This is a genomic window from Streptomyces sp. NPDC111520 (assembly GCF_055635295.1).
The window spans coordinates 289333-310970 of the sequence record NZ_JBVKBW010000003.1 but is presented as its reverse complement, the minus strand read 5'-3'; the positions used below and the strand labels follow the sequence as shown (position 1 = coordinate 310970).

Sequence of the window (21638 nt, the reverse complement as noted above, 5' to 3'; positions counted from 1 at the left end):
GGGTCAGGCGTCCATGGAGTAGCCCAGTTCCTCGGCCGCGATGTGCCAGTAGGCGTTCTCGTCGGCGACCGCCGCGGCGTCGACCGCGCGGAAGCGCTCGACCAGCGCGTCGGTCAGGGCGTCGGCGTCACGCATCGCACGTTCCAGGGCCTCGTCGGAGTCGTCGTCCTCCGGCGCCTCGTACCGCTCCGCCTCATGGGCGGCCTGCTCGTAGGCCCGGCAGAACGCCACGAACTCCTCGTGGCCCGAGTTGAGCAGGCGCGCCGTACCGTCGTTCCGCAGCAGCCACAGCGAGCCGTCGGCGCGTCGCAGGCCGATCGCGCTCACGCCCGGGTCGAGCGCCACGACGGCGTAGCGGATGTCCTCGACCGTGCGCTCGGAGAAGGGCGCACCCTGCCACTCGCCCGGGTAGGGCCAATCGGAGCATCCCGCCAGGAGTGAGGCGAGCTCGGCGTCGTCCATGCGGAGAACCTTTCCCGGGCGGCGGCTTGAACCCCCGCCCGGCGGATCACCGGTCCCGGCGCGTGCGATTGGTCAACCGTCCCAGGAGGCCGCGGCGGGCGGGTCCGGTGAAGGGCGGGAGCTCCGCGAAGCCGGGTTCGGCGCCGAGGGTCCCGGCGAGTTGGGCGAGCGCCGTCCGTACCCGGGTGAGCGGGTGGCCGGGGAAGCGCGCGTCGTACTCCTCGGCGTCGGCGCGGTGGAAGGGGAGCCCGCCGCGCAGCCCGGGCGCGTAGGGATGCTCCAGGAAGTACTGCTCGGGCCCGAGTTCGGCGAGCACCATGGCCTCGCGCATCCCGGTGACGCCGTCCTCGAAGGCCTGCACCTTGACCACCGCGCTGCAGGCCGCGCGCGGCAGGGTGTACGTGCCCAGGAACGCCTGGCCTCTCGGCCGGTCCGGCAGCGGCACTTTGAGCACCTGGCGCAGCGCCGGCAGTCCGGCGACCCGGACGACGTCGGCCTCGACGAGGCCGCCGCCCGCGTCGGCCGTGAAGCGGGCGAGTGCCTGCCGCAGTCGGTCCGGCTCCTCCAGGGGCGCCGGTATGTCCGGAGGCAGGTCGAAGAAGTGCAGGCTGATCACATCGCCGTGGTCATCGGCCCAGGCGTGCTCGGCGACCTGCCGGTAGCCCGGCAGGTGCGCACCGTCGAGTGGTCCCATGGGCAACGATCATGCCGTAGGGGCGAGTTCGGTGTCACGGCGCACCAGGTCCGTGTACCTGCCGTCGAGGGCGAGCAGTTGGCCGTGCGTGCCGCGCCCGGTGATCCGCCCGACGACGTGCTCCGTGGCCCGCTCGACCACGTGTGCGCCAAAGGTGACGAAGGCTCAGCCGTTCGCGATCCGCTCGGCCGCGGACGCGTGCGTGACGGCCAGCAGTGCCGTGTCGTCGGTCCGCCGGCCGCCCGTGTGCCGGTGCCGGTCGGCGAGCAGGGCGTCCAGGAGGGCGTCCGGGCCGGGGTGCCGGCGGCCCGTGCATCCGGCGAGGGGGTCGTAGAAGGTACCCGCCGCGTCGCGGGCCTCGGTGAGTCCGTCGGTGTAGAGCAGCAGGGTGGCCCCTTCGGGGAACGGCAGGGTGTCGACGGTGCCGGGGCCCTCGCCGAGGGCGGCGAGACCCAGGGGCAGGCCCGGCCGGGCAGGTTCGACGTAGCGCACGGTGTCGCCCAGGAAGAGCAGCGGCGCCGGGTGGCCGCGGTTGATCAGCCGCACCTCGTCCCCACCGCGGGGGAACTCCGCCAGCACCCCGGTGACGAAGCCCTCGAGCTCGGTCAGGGTGCCCGACTGCCGTGCCTCGAGGGTGACGGCCTGCTCCAGTCGCCGTACGAGCCCGGTCAGGCTGGGCTCCTGGAGGGCCGCCTCGCGGAAGGCGCCGACGCCGACGGAGACCGCCCTGACCGCCCCCATCCCCTTGCCGCGCACGTCGCCGATGACGCAGCGCACCCCGAACGGGGTGTCGACCACGGCGTACAGGTCCCCGCCGATCCGCGCGTCCGTCTGGGCCGCCTCGTACCGCGCGGCGAAGCGCAGCGGGCCGATCCGCTCCGGCGGTGCGGGCAGGACGGCGCGCTGGACGGCGGCGGCGATGTCGCGCGCGGACCGCAGCTGCCGCTCGCGGTGGTGGAGGAGCCGGTTGAGGAGGACGGCGACCACGGTCACCGTCGCGACCATGACCAGCTCGCTCACCGCGACCGCGCTCTCGCGGTAGCCGAAGTACCGGAACATGGCCCAGTCGAGGACGAGCGCGCTCACCCCGGTGAGGATCGTGCCGCGCAGGGACAGCAGGGGCGCGGCCGCCAGGATCGCGGCCGCGTAGAGGGCGGCGGCGCTGACGGTGCGGGGGGTGACGAAGTCGATCAGCAGGGCGAAGGACAGCAGCGTGGCCGGGATCAGGCGGCTCCGCCGTCCCGGCCGCTTCCACGTTCCCAGCCTCGCCACGCGCTGCTCCCGACGCCGACCGGGCTCCTGGCCGGCTCAGGCTAACCGCCCCCGCTCCGCCCCGCTCTCCACGTCACCCGACTCGCCCACGCCGTACCCCGTCACGGGGCCGCCGTCGGCCGGACGGCGCAGGCGTCCTTCATCCCCGGTCCGGTGTCCGCCGTGCGGCCGCGAGTGCGGCGCCCGCGACGAGGAGGGCGGCAAGGGCCGCGTAGCCGTACGGGAGGGCGGAGGCGGCGGCGACCCCGCCCACGAGCAGGGGGCCGCCCGCGTCGCCCAGTTCACGGCCGAGTTCGGCGGCGCCCATGGTCTGGCCGAGGCGTTCGCGGGGTGTGGCGGTGGCGAGCGCGGCGAAGCCGAGCAGGGTGATCAGTCCGGTGCCGGCGCCGATGAGGGCGGCGCCGCACAACACCCCGGTCAGCCCGGGGAGTACGGCGCAGCCCAGGCCGGCCGCGGCGAGCAGCAGTCCGGCGGTGACGCCGCCCCGTACCGTGAGGCGGCCGGCGTCCAGCGCGCGCCCGGCGCGGGGCTGCACGATCGCCGCGCACCCGGCGAGTACGGACACGGCCGCGCCGGTGGCGACGGTGCCCAGGCCGGCCGCGCGACCGGAGACCGGCAGGAAGCCCACGCCCACCGAGAGGGCGGCGGTCGCCCCGGCCAGGGCGGCGGTCGGGGCCAGGAAGGCGGGCTCCGCCAGGCGGCGACCCAGGTCCAGCAGCGTCTGCCGGGCTCTGGGGAGCGGCGGTACGGCGGGCACCGCGAGCGCCGCCCAGACGGCGACGGCGGCGCCCAGGGCCGTCAGGACGGCGAAGAGCAGGCGCAGGCCGCCCGCCCACATCAGGACGCCGCCGAGCAGCGGTCCGAGGGTGTGGCCGATCGACTTCCAGAAGCCGTACGAGCCGAACGCCCGCCCCTGCCCCGCCGCCGGGTTGAGGCGCGCGACGAGCGCGGAGGCCGAGGGGGAGAAGGCGGAGGCGGCCGCGCCCTGGCCCAGCCGGGCCGCCCACAGCAGGCCCGGGCTGTCCGCGACGGCGTAGAGGGCGGAGGCGGCGGCGAAGGCGACGAGCCCGCCCAGGAGCACCGGCCGGGCCCCGACGCGGTCGGCGAGGGTGCCGAAGAGCGGCTTGAGGACCACCTCGGCGCCGTCGTACACGGCCAGCAGCCCGCCGAGGACGATCAGGGAGGTGACGGCGTCCTCGGAAGGGCCGCCGAGGCCCGCGGCGACGCCGTGCGCGCCGAAGGCGGTGGTGAACCCGGCGGCGTACAGCGGCCACATCCGCCGGCGCGGCACCGCCTCCCGGCCCGGGGCCGCCGCGGTCACCGCGGCACCGCCGGCGCTCCGCGCGGTGCGGTGCGCCGCCGGCGTCGCCCGTCGTCGACCGGCACTGCGTACGGCACACCGGGAAACGTACCGCCGTCGTACCGCGCCCGGCGGGCGGTCACGCGGTCAGTACTCCTGTGGTGAGGAGCCCGAGCAGCAGCAGGCCGACGGCACGGTCGGTACGGGCGGCCGGAGCACTCGCCGGGTAACCGTCGGGTTCGGATGGCCGCCGCTGGGTGGGGCGGCGTTCAGGCCGTGCCGCCCGCCGGTCCGGCCCGCAGGCCGCGGCGGAGGGCGTCGAGCTGTCCGGCGATCATGCGCCGGCCCACCTCGGTCCGCGGGGCCAGCTGGGCCGCGCCGTGGAAGGCCCCTGGGAAGTGGTGCAGCTCGGTGGGCACGCCCGCGGTGATCAGGCGCCCGGCGTACGCCAGGGCCTCGTCCCGCAGCGGGTCGAACTCGGCGGCCGCGACGTACGCGGGCGGCAGCCCGGCCAGCTCCCGCGCCCTGGCCGGGGCGGCGTACGGGCTGACGTCGCTGCCGCCGCGCAGCCCCCTGCCGCCGAGGTAGCGGTCCCAACTGTGCTGGACGCCGCGGCGGTCGAGGCCGGGGGTGTCGACGAAGGTCTGCATGGACGGGGTGGTCAGGCGGTCGTCCAGCATGGGGACGCCCAGGTACTGCATGCGCAGGGCGGGACCGCCGTGGTCGCGTGCGTACAGGGCGACCGCCGCCGCCAGGTTGCCGCCGGCGCTCTCCCCGCCCACGCCGATCCGGCCCGGGTCGACCCCCAACGCGTCCGCGTGCCCCGCCAGCCAGCGCAGGGCGGCGTGGCAGTCCTCCAGGGCCGCCGGATAGGGGTGTTCGGGTGCGACCCGGTAGTCCACCGACACCACGACCGCACCGACCTCGGCGGCGATGCGGGTCGTCTCGTTGCGGAAGAAGTCCACGAGGCCGATGACGAAGCCGCCGCCGTGCAGGTACAGCAGGGCGGGCAGCCTCCCGCGGTGTCCCGCGGGCCGGTGGACGTGCACCCGGACGTCCGGAGCGCCCGGCGGGCCCGGCACGATGGCCTCGCGGACGTCGACCGGGACCGGCGGTGCGTAGGGATCGGCCTCCATCGACGCCGCCTCCGCCCGCATCCGCGCGACCGCCGCGCGTTCGTCCGCCGAGGCGAATCGCGACATCCTCAGGGCCAGTTCCGGGTCGAACGGGAAAGCCAACGCCAACTCCTCCTGTGCACGGGGTGTCTTGCCCCGCCTCTGACTAGAATTATTGAAGTCAGGGGTGGAGTGTACGTGCAGAATCCTTGCCGGGTCAAAGAGCTCGCCCGGAGGCGGGGGGTGGCCCGGCGTTCGTGGGCAGCGGCGTCTCCCGGACGCCACCGGAGGACCCTGCCGGGGCGCGGAGGGGGCCATCGGTGGCACGGCAGGCGACCCCCATGGACCTAACGTCCGGCGTGCCGCGCGCCGGACGGCGCCGCGTCGGGCCACGCTGCTGGCGTGAGGCGTGAGGCGTGACCGGCCGCGCGGTGAGCCGCCGTCGCGACGTCCGGCTCGCAGGCCGCGCACGGCATCCCCACGAAGGGCCCCAGACATGTCCGCTTCCCCCCTCGGCACACTGTCCCGCTCCGGCTCCCACGCGCTCGACGAGCACGGCGTCCCGCCGTACGTCCACGACGCCGGGCTGCTGCTCCTGCGGCTGGTGCTCGGGCTGACGATGGCGAGCCACGGAGCGCAGAAGTTGTTCGGCTGGTTCTCCGGGGTGGGCCTCGACGGCGCCGGACGCGTCTTCACCTCGGCCGGCTACCCGGCGGGCAAGGCGATGGCCGTGATGGCCGGGCTCAGCGAGGTGCTGGGAGGCCTGGGCCTGGCCGTCGGGCTGCTGACCCCGCTCGCCGCGGCGGCGGTGCTCGGCGTCATGGCCAACGCCATCGCCCTGAAGTGGAGCGGCGGGTTCTTCGCCCCGGCCGGGGTGGAGTACGAACTCCTCATCGCCGCGGTGGCCGTCGTCCTCGCGGTCGTCGGGCCCGGCCGCTTCGCGCTGGACCGTCACGTGCCCGGCGTGCGGGCGCACCGGGTGGGCAACGGCGTCGCCGCCGTCGTCCTCGGCGTGGTGCTGGGCACGATCGTGCTGCTGTTCCGCGGCTGACCACGCCGTGCCGGAGGCCCCGCGCCGCCCTGCGGGCAGCCACGAGGGGCCCGGGGAGTCGACGGCCGTCACCGCCGAGGGCGATGAGTTCCGGACCGGGCACGGGTCCACAGTGGTGACGGCCCCGGAAGGCCGTACGGCACCGCCCGGCACGAGACACCACGGAGACCCCCATGACGACCATGCCCGACGACCCGACCACCCCGGCGCCCGGCCGCCCGCCCGTGGTCGACCTGCCCACCTGGCAGGCCGCCCGTGACGAGCTGCTGGTCCGCGAGAAGGCCCACACCCGGGAGGGCGACGCCCTGGCCGCGGCCCGGCGCCGGCTGCCGATGGTGGAGTTCGACGGGACGGCCGAGGTCGTCGGGGCCGACGGCCCGGTACCGTTCCTCGACCTGTTCCAGGGCCGCGACGAGCTCGTGGTCTACAAGCACATGTGGTACGACGGCGCGCCGCACCAAGGGCAGTGCGAGGGCTGCACCACCACGGCCTGGCACCTCAAGGACGCCGTCTACCTCAACGCCCGCGGCGTCTCGTTCGCCGTCCTGACCACCGGCCGCTGGGACGAGGTGGCCTCCTACGTCGCGTTCATGGGCTACACCGAGCCCTGGTACTCGGTGCGCGAGGTGCCGGGCCCGGTCGGCGACGGCATGGGGCAGATCACCTCCTTCCTGCGCGACGGCGACCGCGTGTTCCTCACCTACTCCACGACGGGCCGGGGGAACGAGCGGGTCAACGGTTCCCTCGGCCTGCTCGACATGACGCCGTACGGCCGCCGCGAGGCGTGGGAGGACAACCCCGAGGGGCGGCCCGAGGGCGGCGCCGCGTGCTGGTCCTGGCGCTCGGACGCGGACGGCAACGCCACGTGGGGCCCGGCCAGCCGGCCCGTACCGCAGTGGACCCGCCCCGGCGCCGGCCCCGTGGAGACCCTCGGCCGGCGCGGCCACCACCACTGACGCGCCCTGCTCCGCTCAGTAGCGGGCGCCCACGGGAGGCTGGATGGCGTCGAGGTCGGCGAGGTCGGCCGCGGACAGCCGGACGTCCGCGGCGGCCGCGTTGTCGGCGAGGTACTTCGGGGTCTTGGTGCCGGGGATGGGGACGACGTGCGGGCCCTGGACGCCGAGCCAGGCGAGGGCCACCTGCGCGGTGGTGGCGCCGACCCGGTCGGCGACCTCGCGGACCTTGGCGGCGATGTCCAGGTTGGCCCGCAGGTTGTCGTCCTGGAAGCGCGGCAGCCGGCGGCGCTGGTCGTCCTGCGGGAGCTCGTCGAAGGAGGCGAACCGGCCGGCGAGGAAGCCGCGGCCCAGCGGCGAGTACGGCAGCAGGCCGATGCCGTGCCGCTCGCAGTAGGGCAGGACCTCGGCCTGCACGTCGCGGGTCCACAGGGAGAACTCGGACTGCACGGTCGTCACCGGGTGGACGGCCCGGGCGCGCTCGATCTGCTCGACGCCGACCTCGGAGAGCCCCAGGTGGAGGGCCTTGCCCGCGGTGACGGCCTCCGCCATGGCGCCCCAGGTCTCCTCGAGCGGGACGTCGGGGTCGACGCGGTGCAGCTGGTAGAGCTCGACGTGGTCGGTGCCCAGGCGGCGCAGGCCGGCGTCGATGGCGGCGCGGATGTGTTCGGGCCGGCCGTTGGGCCTGACCAGCGGGGAGCCGCCGGGGCCGCCGGTGGGGTCGAGGCACTCCATGCCCGCCTTGGTGGCGAGGACCGCGCGCTCGCGGTGCCCGGCCAGGGCCCGGCCGAGGAGTTCCTCGTTGGTGTACGGGCCGTAGACGTCGGCCGTGTCGATCAGGGTCACGCCCAGGTCCAGGGCCTGGTGGACGACGGAGACGGAGGTGGCCTCGTCACGAGGGACGGCCATGTCGTAGGCGAAGCTCATTCCCATGGCGCCCAGGCCGATGACGCCGACCTCCGGTCCGTGGGTGCCCAGGGTGGTGGTGCGCATGCTGTGTCCTGCCTTTGTGTCGAACGGGACGGGCTGCTCGGTCACAGTCCGCCGCCCGGGGCGGCTGCCCCGTGCTGCTCCGCCACCCTCCCGCCGCGGCGGACGCCGTGGCAGGGCGCGCCGCGACGGGGAGCGGCGTTCGGGGGTGCGGTACGGCCCCCCACGTCGGCCTCGTCCGCGCCGGCCGGCTGGCACACTGGGCGGATGAGCTCTGACCAGCACAGCAACGACCTGGCGGGGTTCCTGCGCGCCCGCCGCACCCAGGTCACCCCCGAGCAGGTCGGCCTCCCGGAGGGCCTGGGAATCCGCCGCACCCCGGGGCTGCGCCGCGAGGAGCTCGCGACCCTCGCCGGGGTCAGCATCGACTACTACACGCGTCTGGAGCGCGGCAAGGAGACCCGTCCGAGCCCCGCCGTCGTCGACTCCCTCGCCCGTTCGCTGCTCCTGGACGGCGACGAGCACGAGCACCTGCGCCGGCTGGCCGCCCGGGCCACGCGCAGCGCCGCCGAGCCGCCCGCCGTGCCCAGCCGCGCGGTGCGGCCCGGCGTCCGGCTCATGCTGGAGAGCCTGCGGCCCGCACCCGCGTACGTCCTCAGCCGCACCTTGGACGTGCTCGCCGCGAACCCCGCGGGCCTGCACCTCTACGCGGGCATCGAGGACTGGCCGGCCACGCGGCGCAACCTGGCCCGCTACTACTTCCTGCACCCCGCCGCCCGCGATCTGTTCCCCGAGTGGGAGACCCGCATCCGCGGCTGCGTCGCCCGCCTCAGGGCGCTGGCCGGCATCGACCCCGACGCGCCGGACCTGGCCCGGCTCGTCGGCGAACTGCTGCTGAAGAGCGACGACTTCGCCCGTCTGTGGGAGCGGTACGACGTCCGGCCGCACCGCCCCGGCACCAAGCACTTCCGGCACCCCGAGGTCGGCGACCTCACCCTCGGCTACCAGCCGATGCAACTGGACGGCACCCCCGGGCACCGGCTCGTCGCCTACTACGCCGAGGAGGGGACCCCGGACCACGACGCCATGGTCCTCCTCGACATGATCGGCACCCAGCGCGCCGCCGGCACGGGCGGCCACGACACCGACGCGGCCCCCGACGCCCTGCCGGCCCCACTGCGCCACCGCGACACCCCGCGGTAGGCGGCGCGGACGGGGACCGACGCCGAGGGCGGGCGGGCCGAACACCCGCTGCGGGAACGAGGGTCGCGGGCGCTACCTGGTGCGGCGGCGCTGCCGCCGGCGGCGCGTGCTGTCCACTGCCGCGACCGCCGCCATGAGCGTGCCCACCCTCACGACGGAGTCGACGAGGTCCTCCGGGCCGCCGAGGAGGCGGGCCGCGCCCCATCCGGCGAGTGAGAGCACCGGCCGGGCGACGAGCACGGAGACGGCGGGCCCGCGCCGGGGCGGAGTCGCGTCGGGCGTGGGGTGAGGGAATCGGCCGATCCGCCGGGCCCTCGTGACAGTTCGTGCAGCTCATGGGGGTGATCGCTCCGGTTGCACCCATGGCGGGATGCGGACAGCATGTTCCGGGGGTGAAATGTCCGGCTGTTGCCCTCCGGCGCCGACGGTGACCGCTCCCCGTGACGCCCGTCGCCGCTCCGCGCCGCCGGGGCGGTGGTGCCGTGACCAGGAAAGGAACCTCCTCATGTCCACCACCGTCATCCAGCACGTCCTGGACCGGCTGCGCGACATCGGTGTGCGGCATGTCTTCGGTGTCCCGGGCGACTACGCCTTCCCCGTCAACGACGCCATCGCGCAGCATCCGGACATGCAGTGGATCGGCAGCTGCAACGAGCTCAACGCGGGCTACAGCGCCGACGGTTACGCCCGCGTCCACGGTGTGGGCGCGGTGTGCACCACCTACGGGGTCGGGGAACTCAGCGCGATCAACGCCGTCGCCGGCGCGTACACCGACCACCTGCCGGTGTTCCACCTGGTGGGCATGCCCAAGATGCCCGTGCAGGCGCATCACTCGATGGTGCACCACACCCTGGGCACCGGGGAGTTCGGCCTCTTCCTCAAGATGTCCGAGCCCGTGGTGTGCGCGAGCGCCGTCATGACGCCGCAGAACGTCGCCTCCGAGACCGAGCGCCTCATCGCGGCGGCCTTCTACCACCGCCGCCCGGTCTACATGGCCTTCCCCGCCGACCTCGCCGAGATGCCGATGGTCGGGTCGGCCCAGCCGATTCCCGCGCCCGCGAGCGACCCCGCGCAGCTGGACGCCGCCGTGCAGGCGATCGCCGACATGCTGGGCCGGGCGAACAGCGCGTGCGCCCTCCCCGGCGTGCTGACCGCCCGCTCGGGTCTCGCGGACGAGGTTCAGCGCTTCCTGGACGCCACCGGGATGCCCTTCGCCACGATGATGGCCGACAAGGGCGTCCTGAACGAGGAACAGCCCGCCTACTCCGGCATGTACGACGGCAAGCTCATGAACGAGAGCGTCCGCCGCTTCGTCGAGGGCAGCGACGTCGTCGTCCTGGTCGGTGCGCTGATGCACGACTTCAACAGCGGCGCGTTCACCGCCAACCTCGACCCCGGTCGCACGATCGACATCCGCCACCACCACGTGAGCGTCGACGGCATGACCTACCAGAGCGTGGAGATGAAGGACCTCCTCCCCGCCCTGGCCGCACAGCTGCCGCGCAGGCAGTGGCCGCACATCGAGGCCGAGGTGACCCGCATGCGCCCGGCGGGCGGCAGCGGCGGCGACTCCATCACCGCCGAGAACCTCTACCCCCGCTGGGAGGACTTCCTCCAGCCGAACGACATCCTGGTCGCCGAGACCGGAACCGCCTCCATGGGCCTGGCGTTCGCCAAGCTGCCCAGCGGAGCGACCTTCCACAACCAGACCCTGTGGGGCTCGATCGGCTGGGCCACTCCCGCCGCGGTCGGCGCGGCCGTCGCCGCCGCCGGGGACGGCCGGCGCGTCGTCCTCATCACGGGCGAGGGCTCGCACCAGCTCACCGCGCAGGAGATCAGCCAGTTCGGGCGGTACGGGCTGCGGCCGGTGGTGTTCGTCCTGAACAACCACGGCTACCTGATCGAGCGCCTGCTCTGCAAGCATCCCGACATCGCCTACAACGACCTCGCCAACTGGCGCTACTCCGCACTCCCCGAGGCCCTGGGCTGCGAGGACTGGTTCACCGCCCGCGTCTCGACCCTCGCCGAACTCGACCAGGCGATGCGCACGGCGGCGGAGTCCGGCACCGGCTGCTACATCGAGGTCATGACGGACACCTACACCGCACCGCCACTGGCCACCCAGCTCCACGACAACATCGGCAGCCTCTACTCCACTTGACCGGCGCCGCGCGGCCCCCCGACGCCGACGGCCCCATCGTCCTCCCACCACAGGTCGCCGCCGGACGTCGGTACGGCGCGCATCCCGCCGACGTCGCCGCCCCGGTGCAGGGCTTCCGCCACGTCGTGCAGGTACCGCGTCAGGCTTGGCGACGCATCGGAGAAGTCGCCGCAGCCGTCGTGTCCCGCCCAGCCGAGGCGGCCGTGACCGGGGCCAGGACGCAGATCGAGGACCTGGGCGGTGCCGTCGGCACCCACGGCCCAGGGGACCCGGAGGGGGTGCCACCAGGGCTCGTCGTCCCAGGGGCGTGCGGTCAGGCCGTCGACGTCCGAGGCCACCTGCATGCACATGCGCCAGTGCTCCATGATCGCCGCGACGGCGAGCGGGGACTGACCCTCCGGCAGCAGTCCCGACCACTCCGTCGCCCCGTCGTGGCAGCACAGCGACTCGACCAGTTCGCCGGGGAGTGCCGTCCCCAGCACGCGCTCGGCCTCCCGGATCCCGTCAGGCGGGGCAGGAGGGCCGAGCCGTGCGAGTGCGGCCGGGGCGCGGGCGGCCAGCCACGCGTCGATGCGCTGCCAGGACGTCGACACGGAGGCCGTTCCCTGCTCGTTCACGATGCGAGCCTACGCGTCGCGGTCCGGCGGCCGCGGGGTTCAGACGACGGTCCCGTCCGGAGTTCTGCGGCGCGCCAGGAGGCCGGAGGCGGTCACTTCCGCTGTCCGGCGCACGGCGTCGGTGAAGTCGATGCGCATGGCCGCCAGCGCGGGATCGGAGGCGTAGGCGGTGAGGAGGGCTTGCGGGGGGCGGCTGCACGGCCAGGCTGCGACGGCCATCAGCAGGGTCGTCTCCACGAGGGCCGCGGCACCGTCGTCGCCCAGTTCCGGCAGGTGCCGGGCGGCGAGAGCGACCAGGTTCCCGAGGGACTCCCGAGCGGTGTGCTTGTGCTTGATCGCGACCTCGGCGGAGATGTTGTGCTCCAGTACCGAGGCCTGCGAGCTGAGCAGGTCGCACAGGACGGGCCGGCGTGCCATCGAGACGGCCAGGAGTTCGGCAAGCCGGTCCCCGCGCTCCTCGACGGAGCCACCGGTGGGAACGGCTTCGCGTTCCAGTTCGGCGATCCAGTCGGCCACCTGGGTCTCCAGCAACTCCAGCAGGACCGCCTCGCGCGACTCGAAGTAGCGCAGCACGTTGGCCTTGGCCAGGCAGACCCGGCGGCTCAGGGCACTGAGGGTGAGTTCGGCCACCGTCATCTCGGTGAGCATCGCGTCCGCCGCGTCGAGGATCTGCCGCCGCCGCTGGTTGCGCTGCTCATCGGTTCGGGCTCGCTGGAAGGTCACGTCCACATCTTACGGACCGGCGTTACTTTACTAACGGACCGGCGGTTCGTTATGTTGGTGACCACAAGATACCGGCAGTACGTTATTGGAGTCCGTCATGTACCAGGTCCCTGACCAGCGAGGCAGGCTCGCCGTCGTCACCGGCGCGAACAGCGGCACGGGCAAGGAGACGGCCAAGCGCCTCGCCGCAGCCGGAGCCGACGTCGTCCTCGCGGTGCGCACCGAGGCCAAGGGAGAGCAGGCGAAGGCGGAGATCTCGGCCGCGCACCCCGGCGCCCGGGCGGAGGTCCGCCGCCTGGACCTCGCGGACCAGTCCTCGGTGCGTGCGTTCGCCGACGCCCTGATCGCCGAGGGCCGACCGCTGGACGTGCTGGTGAACAACGCTGGAGTGATGAACGTGCCCGCCCGCACGGACACGGTCGACGGCTTCGAGCTGCAACTGGCCAGCAACTTCCTGGGCCCGTTCGCGCTCACCGTCCGGCTGCTGCCGCTCCTGCTCGCCGCTCCCGCGCCACGGGTCGCCACCATGAGCAGCGGCACGGCGAACCGGGCGCGCATCGACTTCGACGACCTGCAGTCCGCCCGCCGCTACAGCCCGACCCGGGCGTACGCCCAGTCGAAGCTGGCCGACCTGCTGATGATGGCGCACCTGGCCGATCTCGCCGCAGAGCGCGGCTGGCCCTTGCTCTCGGCCGGCGCGCACCCGGGCTACACGCGCACCAACCTGACGACCTCGGGCCCGAACCTCAACGGCGGCCGCCCGGGCCTCATCGAATCCCTGGCCTACCGGATCGTCCCCTCGCAGGGACCCGAGCAGGGCGCCGAACCCCTGCTGTACGCCGCATCCGACCCCGGCGCCGCCCCCGGCGGCTACTACGGTCCCCGCTGGGGACTCATCGGCCCGGCCAAGACCGTCCCGCTCCCGCGCCCCGGCCGCGACAGATCCGCCGCGGCCCGTCTGTGGCAGGAGGCAGAACGACTTACGGGTGAGTCCGTCCCCGCCCAGGGCGTGTGACCGAGGCTTCCGTGTGATCACTTCTCCACGCCTCGCGGGCCGTTGGGGCAGAATCTGGGGTCGTGGCCCCGCAACGTGACATGGCAGAGCTCTATCCGGACATCGCGGAGGGCGGCGGGCTCGCCGCCGCCCTCCGGGCCGGGGCCGAACAGGGGGGCTTCCGCCTGCCCGTGACCGCCTCGTCGGGCGACCCGCTGACCGGCGTCCTCGTCGGGAGCAGCGTGCCGCACCGGGGCCCGCTGCGCGTCAACGCGTCCGCGTTCGGGCGGGAGTGGTGGATCCGCGGTGCGGACGCGGCGCAGGGGATGCCGCTCGTGGAGGGCGCCGCAGGGGAGTTCGGGCAGCTCGTGAGCGCCGCGCGGGCGTGGTACGAGGGAGCGTCGCTGAGCGACATCCGCCGGGCCGCGCCCTTCGTGCTCCTGACCGGCCGGTTCGAGGTGCCCGACGGGGACCCCGCGCTGCTGGCCGATTCCGAGTGGCGCGGCCTGCGCAAGGAGGCGAGGACGGTGGCCGTGCCCGGGTACCGGCCGCTCCTTGAGGAGGCGTACGCCGTGCCGTCGCTGCGGGCCCTGTACCCCTTCAGGATGGGCTGGGCACTGTGCTTCTCGACCACCACCCGCCCCGGCCTGACCGTGGCCGGGCCGCGCTTGAAGGCGCACGACACCGACGAGTTCACCGTCAGCGCGGACCTCGTCGGCGGGGGCGTGCTCGCCGTGACGGCCACGGCGCGGGAGGCCGTGGCGGTCGCCGTCCGCCATCTGCCGCCCGGGCTCGGCCCCGTGGGGTCCGGGGCGCCCTGACGGCCGTCGGGGACGGCGCGCCATCAGGAGCGGAGCAGCTCGGCGGCCCGTTCGGCGATCGCGTAGACCGTGGCGTTGGTGTTGGCGGAGGGGATCGAGGGGATGACGGAGGCGTCGGCGACGCGCAGGCCGTCGATGCCGTGGACACGCAGCGCCCGGTCGACGACGGAGCCCGCGTCGTCCCGTCCGCCCATGCGGCAGGTGCCCACGGGGTGCATGTACGAGCAGAGGGCGCTGAGCGCGTACTCCCGCAGGCCGGCGTCGTCCGCGACCTGCGGGCCCGGCAGGACCTCGTGCCCGCGCCAGTCGCCGAGCGCGTCCGCCTGGCCGATCTCCCGCGCCAGGCGCAGCCCTTCGACCACGGCGGCCAGGTCCCGGTCGTCGGCGTAGTAGTCCGGGTCGACGAGCGGCAGGACGTCGGGGTCCGCGCTCGCGAGGCGGACGCTGCCGCGGCTGTGGGGCAGGATCGCGGAGACGGCGATGGTGTACCCCTGGCCCGGGCCGGGGCCGTCGGCGGAGGGGACGTGGCCCGGGGCGTCGACGAAGAGCACCTGGAGGTCCGGGCCGTCGAGGGCGGCCGCGCTGCGCACCAGGCCGAGTGCCTCGCCGTGGTTGTTGACGCCCGCGGGGACCGGACGCGCCGAGCGGTAGACGAGGTTGGCGATGGGATGGTCCTGCAGGTCCGACCCGACGCCCGGGAGGTCCACCAGGACGTCGACGCCCGTCCCGCGCAGGTGCTCCGCGGGGCCGATGCCGGAGAGCATCAACAGTTGCGCCGATCCGATGGCGCCCGCCGTGACGACGACCTCGCCCGAGCAGCCGACGAGCGCCGCCCTGCCGCGGCGGGTGACGTACTCCACCGCGGTGCACCGCCCGCCGCTGATGTGCAGCCGGCGCACATGGGTGCCGGTCACCACCGTCAGGTTGGGGCGGTGCAGGGCCGGGCCCAGGTAGGCGTCGGCGGCGCTCTGCCGTCTGCCGCCGACGATGTTGAGGTCGGACCAGCCGAAGCCCTCCTCCGCGCCGCCGCTGATGTCGGTCGCCCGGGGGTGACCGGTCTCGGCCGCGGCCTCGAGCATGGCCGCCACGACCGGGTGCGGGGGGTCGGGCGGTCCGACGGTCAGGGGGCCGCCGACCCCGCGCAGGGCCGGGTCCCGTCCCGAGGTGTTCTCGCTGCGCTTGAAGTAGGGCAGCAGCCCGTCGAACCCCCACTCCTCCAGGCCGGTGCCGGCCCACGCGTCGTAGCTGGAGCGGTGGCCGCGGACGAAGTTCATGGCGTTGATGGCGGAGCCGCCGCCGAGCGTGCGTCCGCGGCCCAGCAGCACGCCGGTGCCGCCGGCCCGTTGCGGGACGGTGGTGTCGCCCCAGTCCGCGGACGTCCGCAGCAGCGCCGGCCAGGCCGGCGGTGTGCTCATGTCGGGTGAGGTCTGCGCCGTGCCCGCTTCGAGGAGCAGGACGCGGGCGTCGCCGGGCTCGGACAACCGGGCGGCGAGCACGCTGCCCGCCGTCCCGCCGCCGACCACGACGTAGTCGTAGCTGTCGGTCGTCGATTCCATGGTCGTCCCGGTCGGTCATCCGAAGGTGTCGGTCATTCGAAGGTGGGGTAACGCGGCGGCTGGGAGCCTTCGATGGTGATCCACTGAAGTTCGGTGAACTCCTCCAGGCCCGCGTGGCCGCCGGACTTGCCGTATCCGCTGTTCTTGACGCCGCCGAAGGGCATCTGGGGCTCGTCGTCGAGGGTGGTGCCGTTGATGTGGCACATGCCGGCGTTGATGCGCTTGGCGAGGTCGAGCGCGAGGGCGATGTCCCGGGTGAAGACGGCCGAGGTGAGGCCGTAGTCGTTGTCGTTGGCGACGCGCAGGGCCTCCTCGGGTCCGTCGACGGTGATGACGCTGACCAGGGGGCCGAAGGACTCCTCCCGGTAGACCCGCATGTGCGGGGTGACGTCGGCCAGTACGGTCGGCGCGAAGCACGGCCCCTCGGACGTGCCGCCGGTCAGGAGCCGGGCGCCGCCCGCGACGGCGTCGAGGACCAGGTCGGACAGCCGCGCGATGCTGTCCGGTCCGACGACCGGGCCGAGCGCGGTGCGCGGGTCACGCGGGTCACCGTAGGTGACGCCTGCGGCGACGGCGGCCAGGCGCCGGGTGAACTCCTCGGCGACGGCGCGGTCGACGACGATGCGCTCGGTGGACAGGCACGCCTGGCCGGAGTTGGCGAACGCCCCGAAGGCGGTGGCGCTGACCGCCCGGTCGAGGTCGGCGTCGGCGAGGATCAGGACCGGTGCCTTGCCGCCGAGTTCGAGGATCGCCTGCTTCATGTGCGCGGCCGCCCGCTGCGCGATGAGGCGTCCCACCCGGCTCGACCCGGTGAAGTGCACCCGCCGTACGGCCGGATGCGCGATGAGCGCCTCCACCACCTCGGGGCCGTCCTCGGGCGCGTTGGTGACGAGGTTGTACACCCCGTGGGGCAGCCCGGCCTCGGTGAGGCATTCGGCGACCAGGCCGTGCGTGCGCGGGGTCTGCTCGGACGCCTTCATCACCACCGTGTTGCCCACGGCCAGCGCGAACGGGACGGAGTTGCCGACCAGCAGTGCGGGGGCGTTCCACGGGACGACGCAGGCGACCACGCCGACCGGCTTGCGGATCGCGATGGAGGTGCGGCCCGGCACCTCGGAGGGGATGAGCTCGCCGGTGAGTCCGTCGTGGACCGCGCTTGCCGCGTAGCGGAACTTCTCCGCGAGGGTGGTGGTGTTGAAGTGGCCCCAGGCGGCGGGGGCGCCCATCTCGACGGTGATCGCCTCGGCGATCTCCGGGGCCCGTGCCTCGAGCGTGTCGGCGGCCGCCCACAGCAGGCGGCGCCGCTCGTTGGGCGGCAGTGCCGCCCAGGCGGGGAAGACCCGCTCGGCGGCGTCGACCGCCCGCAGGACGTCCACGGAGAGGGCCGCCGCGGCCTGGGAGGCGATGTCGCCGGTGAAGGGATCGCGTGCCTCGAAGGTGTGCGCGTCGGCCGCTTGTTGCCAGGTGCCGTCGATCAGCAGTTGCTGGACGGTGTTCTCGCCGGTGAGAGTCACGGTGGTTCTCCTGCTGTGCGGGGGCGCCGTGTTTCGTGCGCAGCACGGTGCCTGGAGGTGGCGCTGGGGCCGCTGGTGCCAGAGCGAAGGGTGGGGCCGATCAGGCGCGGGCCCGCGGGGGTGCGGCGCCCGGCCGGGGACGCACGGGGTGGCGTCGTGCACGTCGGCGGTGTCGCCTGGATCGATCGGGCGGCGCGGAAGCGCGTCCGGCTCCGGCTCCAACCCTTGCTCGGGGAGCGGGAGTCGGCGCGAAGCCGTCGCCGGCCCCGGCGGGTGTGCGGGTGGCTCCGCGGACGCTTCCCCTGGGGGTGTACGGGGGTCGAAGGTGATGTCCTTCGCGGCGTCCGGAGGTTCCCGGGTGGTGTTGTGGGGGATGTTCAGGAAGCGTAGCGCTGATAAGCCGCGAGACGCAACAAGTGCTAACATTTATCTGGAAAAGGGTCATAAGGTGTCACGATGGAGGGGTCGCCCCCGGCGTCAGCTCCTGGTCGACCCAGAGGAGTTTGCCGTCCGGAAGGTGCCGGGCACCCCACGCGGGGGACAGCTGGGAGACGAGGAAGAGTCCCCGGCCGTGCTCGTCGGTCGCGGTGGGCCGGCGCAGCAGCGGACGGCTGTGGTCGGTGTCGCTGACCTCGCAGGTCAGTACGGCGTGCCGGATCAGGCGCAGGCCGATCGTACGGTCGCGGTCGCAGCCCCCGTCACCGTGGACGACGGCGTTGGTGACCAGTTCGCTGACGATCAGTGCCGTGGACTCGGCCAGACCGTCCAGCCCCCACCGGGCCAACTGCCGGGTGACGAGCGACCGGGCGCGCCCGACGACAGCCGCGTCGGCGGGGAACCGCCACGACGCCACACTGCCCGGACCGAGCGAGCAGGTCCGTGCCAGGAGCAGGGTGACGTCGTCGTTCGGCGCCCCCTCGGGCAGTGAGGCCACCGCCGACGAACACAGCTCCTCGAGCGGGAGGCCGGGCCGTGCCAGGGCCGCGCCCAGGCGGTCCATGCCGACGTCGATGTCGTGGTCGCGGTCCTCGATCAGGCCGTCGGTGTAGAAGGCGAGCACGCTGCCCTCGGGCAGTTCCAGCGTGACGGCCTCGAAGGGGGCCAGGCCGAGGCCGAGCGGCGCCCCGACGGGCAGGTCGGGGAAGGTGACGCCGCCGTACGGGCCGACGACCGCGGGCGGGGGGTGCCCGGCCCGGGCCAGGGTGCACAGGCGGGTGACGGGGTCGTACACCGCGTACAGGCAGGTGGCCGTCATGGTCGTGCCGCCCGGGGCGCCGTCCGGGCCGGCGTCGGCCTCGGCGAGGTGGGTGACCTGCTTGTCGAGGGCGGCCAGCAACTCGTCCGGGGGCACGTCCAGGTCGGCGAGGGTGTGCACCGCCGTACGGAGCTGGCCCATGGTCGCCGCCGCGTTGATGCCGTGTCCGACGACGTCGCCGACGACCAGGGCGACCCGGGCCCCGGACAGCGGGATGACGTCGAACCAGTCGCCCCCGACGCCGTGGTGGCTGTCGGCGGGCAGGTAGCGCCAGGCCACGTCGGCGGCGGCCCCGCCCGTCGCGCGGCGCGGGAGCAGGTGGCGCTGCAGGGCGAGGGCGGCGGAGTGCTCGCGCGCGTACTGGCGGGCCTGGTCCAGGCAGGTGGCGGCCCGCCGGACGAGTTCCTCGGCGAGGAGCAGGTCGTCGGCCTCGAACGGCCGGGGGTCCACGGTCCGGATGAACGTCGCCACGCCGAGGACCGCCCCCCGCGCGCGGATCGGGAGGAGCATCAGCGAGTGCATGCGGTGCCGGCGGACCTTGGCGGCGCGTGCCGCGTCGTCGTGGTCCAGCCACGTGCCCGGGGAGCCGTTCAGCACCGGCTCCAGACGGGCCCTGCCGGAGCGCAGGACCCCGGTGAACGGCGACGCCGGCGGGGTGGAGACCGGATCTCCCCGGGCGAACAGCGATTCCGGCGCACCGGGCCGGATCGAGGCCAGGCCGGCGCGGCGGACGGCGGGGGTCGGTCCCGCGCCCTCGGGGCGGGACCGGGCGGGTCGCTCCCCGCCCAGCAGGACGGACTCGGCCAGGTCGACCGTGGCGTAGTCCGCGAGGGCCGGCACGGCGAGGTCGGCCAGCTCCTGCCCGGTCCGCATGACGTCCAGGGTGGTGCCGATGCGCCTGCCGGCCTCGTCCAGGATGCGCAGGCGCTCCTGCGCGCGGCGGCCGCCGGCGTCGTCCGCGTCCACCGTGCACACGCCCAGAGGGCGGCCCTGCGCGTCGTCGAGGCGGAAGAGGGAGGGGGTCGCCGCCGGCTCCTGGCGCGCCCGGGCGGGCGGAGAGGCCTGGTAGTCCCCGTTGATCACAAGGTCACCGCTCTCGAGCATCCGGTGCATGACGGCCTCGAGCGACTCCGCCTCGGTGCCGGGGACCGGGTGGGGCGGGCTCCCCGGCAACTGCGGGGGCGGGCCGGCGCCGTTGCCGAGTTCGTGGACGTCGTTCACCCAGATGCAGCGGACCTGGGTGTCGCGGATCGCGATGCCGATCGGCATCCGATGCGGCATCACGACCGCGGCCGGCTGCGGCTCCGCCGCCACGGGGCCGTTCGCCGTCCAGGAGGCGTGGGAGGACGTCTCGGAGGCCGACACGAGCCACTGCGCGCGGCCGTCGCGGCCGGCCAGTGACTGCGCCGTCAGGCGCACGCCGATCGCGTGCCCGTCGCGGTGACGGATCCGCGCGGGGCCCGACCAGCGGCCCCGGCGGTGGAGTTGGCCCGCCGCGGCGGCCTCCGCGTGCACGTCGCCGTCGGCCAGCAGTACACGGGCGGGCCGGCCGACCACGTCCGCGGCGGCGTAGCCGGCGAGCTGCTGGGCGGCCTGCGACCAACCGGCCACGGTGCCCTCCGAGTCGAGGAGTGCCGTCGCCGCGCCGCCCGGGGCGGCGGCCCCGTTCGCCTCGGACGACGCCGTTCCACTGGTACTGCTCATCGGTCGTTCCTCCTGTGTCCCCCCGCGGTGCGCTCCCTCGCGGTGGTGCGGCCGCGCGACCCGGTACGTCAGGCAGCCGTAAGAGGTTCGGGATGCGCGAGTGCTCCGGACACGTCCACGCCGGAAAGGCTACGCATGCGCACGGCCGGGAGTGTGGTCCAATTCCACGAAGTATTCGCGGGACAATTCTCCGGGGGGGTCCGGCAACCCGCGCCCGGTCCGGTCGCCGCACGGTGCGCCAACTCCCTTCCGCGACCGGCTTCCCCGGTGGCCGGGGCATCGGAGCCTCACACCCGGAGCGGCTGCTTCGTCTTTCGTACGAGCGCCGCACCGCCGGACAAAGGCCGTCGCGGCGCGAAACCGGCGACGTTCGGACCTACGTCGTCCGGTCGTTCACGCACGCAGCTCCGAAAGGCCGGGTAAGCCGATGAAATACGCGGAAGAAGTCGCGCCCATATCCGATCTGCTGGAAGAGCGGAGAATGCTGCTCGGCCTCGCGCGCGGATTCCTGTCCTCCGCGGCGGAAGCGGAGGACGCGCTCACGGAGACCTACCGGCGCTGGTACGCCGAGGGCGACCGCGGTGCCATGGACCCGGGGGCTTGGCTGGCCGGGACCCTCAAGGACGTCTGCCGGTCCCGCCCGGCGCGGGCGCCCGGCGAGGGGGCGCGTGACCACCGGCCCCGGGCCGGGGCCGGGGCCGCCGCGGAGCCGGCCCGGCAGTCCCTGCGCGGCCGCCGGGCCGGACGGGCCGGGACCGGACGGCACGGGGAGGTGGTCCGCGCGTTCCGGAAGGCGTGCGAGTCGCACGACCTGCGGCTCCTGGCCGGACTCCTGGCCCCCGACGTCTCGGCCGTCTTCGACGGCGGCGGCAGGATCCGCACCCCGGAACGGCCGGTCGGCGGAGCGGACGACGTCACCCGCTGCCTGGGCGTGCTGCTGGCCCCGCGGGACGGCGTCGTCATCGCCGAGGCCACGTTCAACGGCCGGGCGGGGCTGGTGGTCGGACACGGCGGCGAGGCCGCCGCGGCGATCAGCCTCGACGTGCGGGGCGACCGGGTCGTGAACGTCTGGCTCGTCCTGAACCCCGACAAGCTGCGCGGCTGGGAGCGGTCGTGAGGGCCGACCCCCGGCATCCCGGCGGGCCGTCCCGCCGTGCCTGCGGTGAAAGGGGAAGCGGCCCCTTCCGGGAATACCGGGCACTTCCTGTGCGAGGACCGCCACAGGATGTCCGGATTGCGACCATAGGCTGTGTCTATCGACGCCTTCGTATATGCGTCTTGGACGGCACGGCGCACTCGTCCATAGCATCCCA

At 74.5% G+C, this 21638-nt stretch carries 19 protein-coding genes; 7 read left to right on the top strand and 12 right to left on the bottom strand.

Annotated features, from left to right (window positions below; translation table 11 throughout):
• Positions 1-3: 3 nt before the first annotated feature.
• The 6 genes from ACZ7MY_RS08810 to ACZ7MY_RS08785 all read right to left on the bottom strand — a co-directional run bounded on the left by ACZ7MY_RS08810 (position 4) and on the right by ACZ7MY_RS08785 (position 4966).
• Positions 4-462: an SUKH-4 family immunity protein gene (locus ACZ7MY_RS08810; RefSeq protein WP_499600572.1), complete on the bottom strand. Its 459-nt coding sequence runs from the start codon at positions 460-462 to the stop codon at positions 4-6.
• 46 nt (positions 463-508) lie between these two features.
• Entirely contained in the window at positions 509-1156 is a 648-nt protein-coding gene (locus ACZ7MY_RS08805) for a hypothetical protein (RefSeq protein ID WP_499600571.1), read from the bottom strand.
• A 9-nt stretch (positions 1157-1165) separates the two neighbouring features.
• Positions 1166-1297 (bottom strand): hypothetical protein, encoded by a 132-nt coding sequence (locus ACZ7MY_RS08800; protein WP_499600570.1) that lies wholly within the window; start codon positions 1295-1297, stop codon positions 1166-1168.
• A 24-nt stretch (positions 1298-1321) separates the two neighbouring features.
• Entirely contained in the window at positions 1322-2428 is a 1107-nt protein-coding gene (locus ACZ7MY_RS08795) for a PP2C family protein-serine/threonine phosphatase (protein ID WP_499600569.1), read from the bottom strand.
• A 139-nt stretch (positions 2429-2567) separates the two neighbouring features.
• The gene (locus ACZ7MY_RS08790; RefSeq protein WP_499600931.1) at positions 2568-3704 is read right to left on the bottom strand and encodes an MFS transporter; all 1137 of its coding nucleotides are present in this window, start codon (positions 3702-3704) and stop codon (positions 2568-2570) included.
• Positions 3705-3997: 293 nt separating this feature from the next.
• Positions 3998-4966 (bottom strand): alpha/beta hydrolase, encoded by a 969-nt coding sequence (locus ACZ7MY_RS08785; protein WP_499600568.1) that lies wholly within the window; start codon positions 4964-4966, stop codon positions 3998-4000.
• A 373-nt stretch (positions 4967-5339) separates the two neighbouring features.
• Between ACZ7MY_RS08785 and ACZ7MY_RS08780 the strand changes: the two genes are divergently transcribed.
• Both ACZ7MY_RS08780 and ACZ7MY_RS08775 read left to right on the top strand, forming a co-directional pair.
• The gene (locus tag ACZ7MY_RS08780; RefSeq protein WP_499600567.1) at positions 5340-5894 is read left to right on the top strand and encodes a DoxX family protein; all 555 of its coding nucleotides are present in this window, start codon (positions 5340-5342) and stop codon (positions 5892-5894) included.
• Between the two features lie 173 nt (positions 5895-6067).
• Entirely contained in the window at positions 6068-6850 is a 783-nt protein-coding gene (locus ACZ7MY_RS08775; protein WP_499600566.1) for a DUF899 family protein, read from the top strand.
• 15 nt (positions 6851-6865) lie between these two features.
• Here the strand turns inward: ACZ7MY_RS08775 and ACZ7MY_RS08770 are convergent, their stop codons facing one another.
• Positions 6866-7840, bottom strand: coding sequence for an aldo/keto reductase (locus ACZ7MY_RS08770; RefSeq protein ID WP_499600565.1), 975 nt, complete (start codon positions 7838-7840; stop codon positions 6866-6868).
• 204 nt (positions 7841-8044) lie between these two features.
• On the opposite strand from ACZ7MY_RS08770, the gene ACZ7MY_RS08765 reads away from it, so the two are divergent.
• Both ACZ7MY_RS08765 and ACZ7MY_RS08760 read left to right on the top strand, forming a co-directional pair.
• Positions 8045-8980, top strand: coding sequence for a helix-turn-helix transcriptional regulator (locus tag ACZ7MY_RS08765; protein WP_499600564.1), 936 nt, complete (start codon positions 8045-8047; stop codon positions 8978-8980).
• Positions 8981-9485: 505 nt separating this feature from the next.
• Positions 9486-11141, top strand: coding sequence for an alpha-keto acid decarboxylase family protein (locus ACZ7MY_RS08760; RefSeq protein ID WP_499600563.1), 1656 nt, complete (start codon positions 9486-9488; stop codon positions 11139-11141).
• Here the strand turns inward: ACZ7MY_RS08760 and ACZ7MY_RS08755 are convergent.
• Entirely contained in the window at positions 11129-11758 is a 630-nt protein-coding gene (locus tag ACZ7MY_RS08755) for an SMI1/KNR4 family protein (protein ID WP_499600562.1), read from the bottom strand. The two genes, ACZ7MY_RS08760 and ACZ7MY_RS08755, sit on opposite strands and share 13 nt — an antisense overlap.
• Positions 11759-11797: 39 nt before the next feature.
• Complete coding sequence (locus ACZ7MY_RS08750) at positions 11798-12481, bottom strand: TetR/AcrR family transcriptional regulator (RefSeq protein WP_499600561.1); 684 nt, start codon at positions 12479-12481, stop codon at positions 11798-11800.
• Positions 12482-12578: 97 nt separating this feature from the next.
• On the opposite strand from ACZ7MY_RS08750, the gene ACZ7MY_RS08745 reads away from it, so the two are divergent.
• Complete coding sequence (locus tag ACZ7MY_RS08745; protein ID WP_499600560.1) at positions 12579-13496, top strand: SDR family oxidoreductase; 918 nt, start codon at positions 12579-12581, stop codon at positions 13494-13496.
• Positions 13497-13576: 80 nt separating this feature from the next.
• Positions 13577-14296, top strand: coding sequence for a DUF6193 family natural product biosynthesis protein (locus tag ACZ7MY_RS08740; RefSeq protein ID WP_499600559.1), 720 nt, complete (start codon positions 13577-13579; stop codon positions 14294-14296).
• Between the two features lie 23 nt (positions 14297-14319).
• On the opposite strand, the gene ACZ7MY_RS08735 is transcribed toward ACZ7MY_RS08740, so the two are convergent.
• The 3 genes from ACZ7MY_RS08735 to ACZ7MY_RS08725 all read right to left on the bottom strand — a co-directional run bounded on the left by ACZ7MY_RS08735 (position 14320) and on the right by ACZ7MY_RS08725 (position 20325).
• A complete protein-coding gene (locus tag ACZ7MY_RS08735; RefSeq protein ID WP_499600558.1) occupies positions 14320-15852 on the bottom strand; it encodes a GMC family oxidoreductase in 1533 nt (510 codons plus the stop codon).
• A gap of 32 nt (positions 15853-15884) precedes the next feature.
• Positions 15885-17366: an aldehyde dehydrogenase gene (locus ACZ7MY_RS08730; protein WP_499600557.1), complete on the bottom strand. Its 1482-nt coding sequence runs from the start codon at positions 17364-17366 to the stop codon at positions 15885-15887.
• 451 nt (positions 17367-17817) lie between these two features.
• Entirely contained in the window at positions 17818-20325 is a 2508-nt protein-coding gene (locus ACZ7MY_RS08725; RefSeq protein WP_499600556.1) for an ATP-binding SpoIIE family protein phosphatase, read from the bottom strand.
• Between the two features lie 481 nt (positions 20326-20806).
• Between ACZ7MY_RS08725 and ACZ7MY_RS08720 the strand changes: the two genes are divergently transcribed.
• The gene (locus tag ACZ7MY_RS08720; RefSeq protein WP_499600555.1) at positions 20807-21442 is read left to right on the top strand and encodes a sigma-70 family RNA polymerase sigma factor family protein; all 636 of its coding nucleotides are present in this window, start codon (positions 20807-20809) and stop codon (positions 21440-21442) included.
• The last annotated feature ends 196 nt before the right edge of the window (positions 21443-21638 follow it).

What these genes read in the sequence shown, in the direction of transcription:
- ACZ7MY_RS08810 (WP_499600572.1), bottom strand. Translation starts at nt 462, where the DNA reads ATGGACGACGCCGAGCTCGCCTCACTCCTGGCGGGATGCTCCGATTGG.
- ACZ7MY_RS08805 (WP_499600571.1), bottom strand. Translation starts at nt 1,156, where the DNA reads ATGGGACCACTCGACGGTGCGCACCTGCCGGGCTACCGGCAGGTCGCC.
- ACZ7MY_RS08790 (WP_499600931.1), bottom strand. Translation starts at nt 3,704, where the DNA reads ATGTGGCCGCTGTACGCCGCCGGGTTCACCACCGCCTTCGGCGCGCAC.
- ACZ7MY_RS08780 (WP_499600567.1), top strand. Translation starts at nt 5,340, where the DNA reads ATGTCCGCTTCCCCCCTCGGCACACTGTCCCGCTCCGGCTCCCACGCG.
- ACZ7MY_RS08775 (WP_499600566.1), top strand. Translation starts at nt 6,068, where the DNA reads ATGACGACCATGCCCGACGACCCGACCACCCCGGCGCCCGGCCGCCCG.
- ACZ7MY_RS08770 (WP_499600565.1), bottom strand. Translation starts at nt 7,840, where the DNA reads ATGCGCACCACCACCCTGGGCACCCACGGACCGGAGGTCGGCGTCATC.
- ACZ7MY_RS08765 (WP_499600564.1), top strand. Translation starts at nt 8,045, where the DNA reads ATGAGCTCTGACCAGCACAGCAACGACCTGGCGGGGTTCCTGCGCGCC.
- ACZ7MY_RS08760 (WP_499600563.1), top strand. Translation starts at nt 9,486, where the DNA reads ATGTCCACCACCGTCATCCAGCACGTCCTGGACCGGCTGCGCGACATC.
- ACZ7MY_RS08745 (WP_499600560.1), top strand. Translation starts at nt 12,579, where the DNA reads ATGTACCAGGTCCCTGACCAGCGAGGCAGGCTCGCCGTCGTCACCGGC.
- ACZ7MY_RS08740 (WP_499600559.1), top strand. Translation starts at nt 13,577, where the DNA reads ATGGCAGAGCTCTATCCGGACATCGCGGAGGGCGGCGGGCTCGCCGCC.
- ACZ7MY_RS08735 (WP_499600558.1), bottom strand. Translation starts at nt 15,852, where the DNA reads ATGGAATCGACGACCGACAGCTACGACTACGTCGTGGTCGGCGGCGGG.
- ACZ7MY_RS08725 (WP_499600556.1), bottom strand. Translation starts at nt 20,325, where the DNA reads ATGAGCAGTACCAGTGGAACGGCGTCGTCCGAGGCGAACGGGGCCGCC.
- ACZ7MY_RS08720 (WP_499600555.1), top strand. Translation starts at nt 20,807, where the DNA reads ATGCTGCTCGGCCTCGCGCGCGGATTCCTGTCCTCCGCGGCGGAAGCG.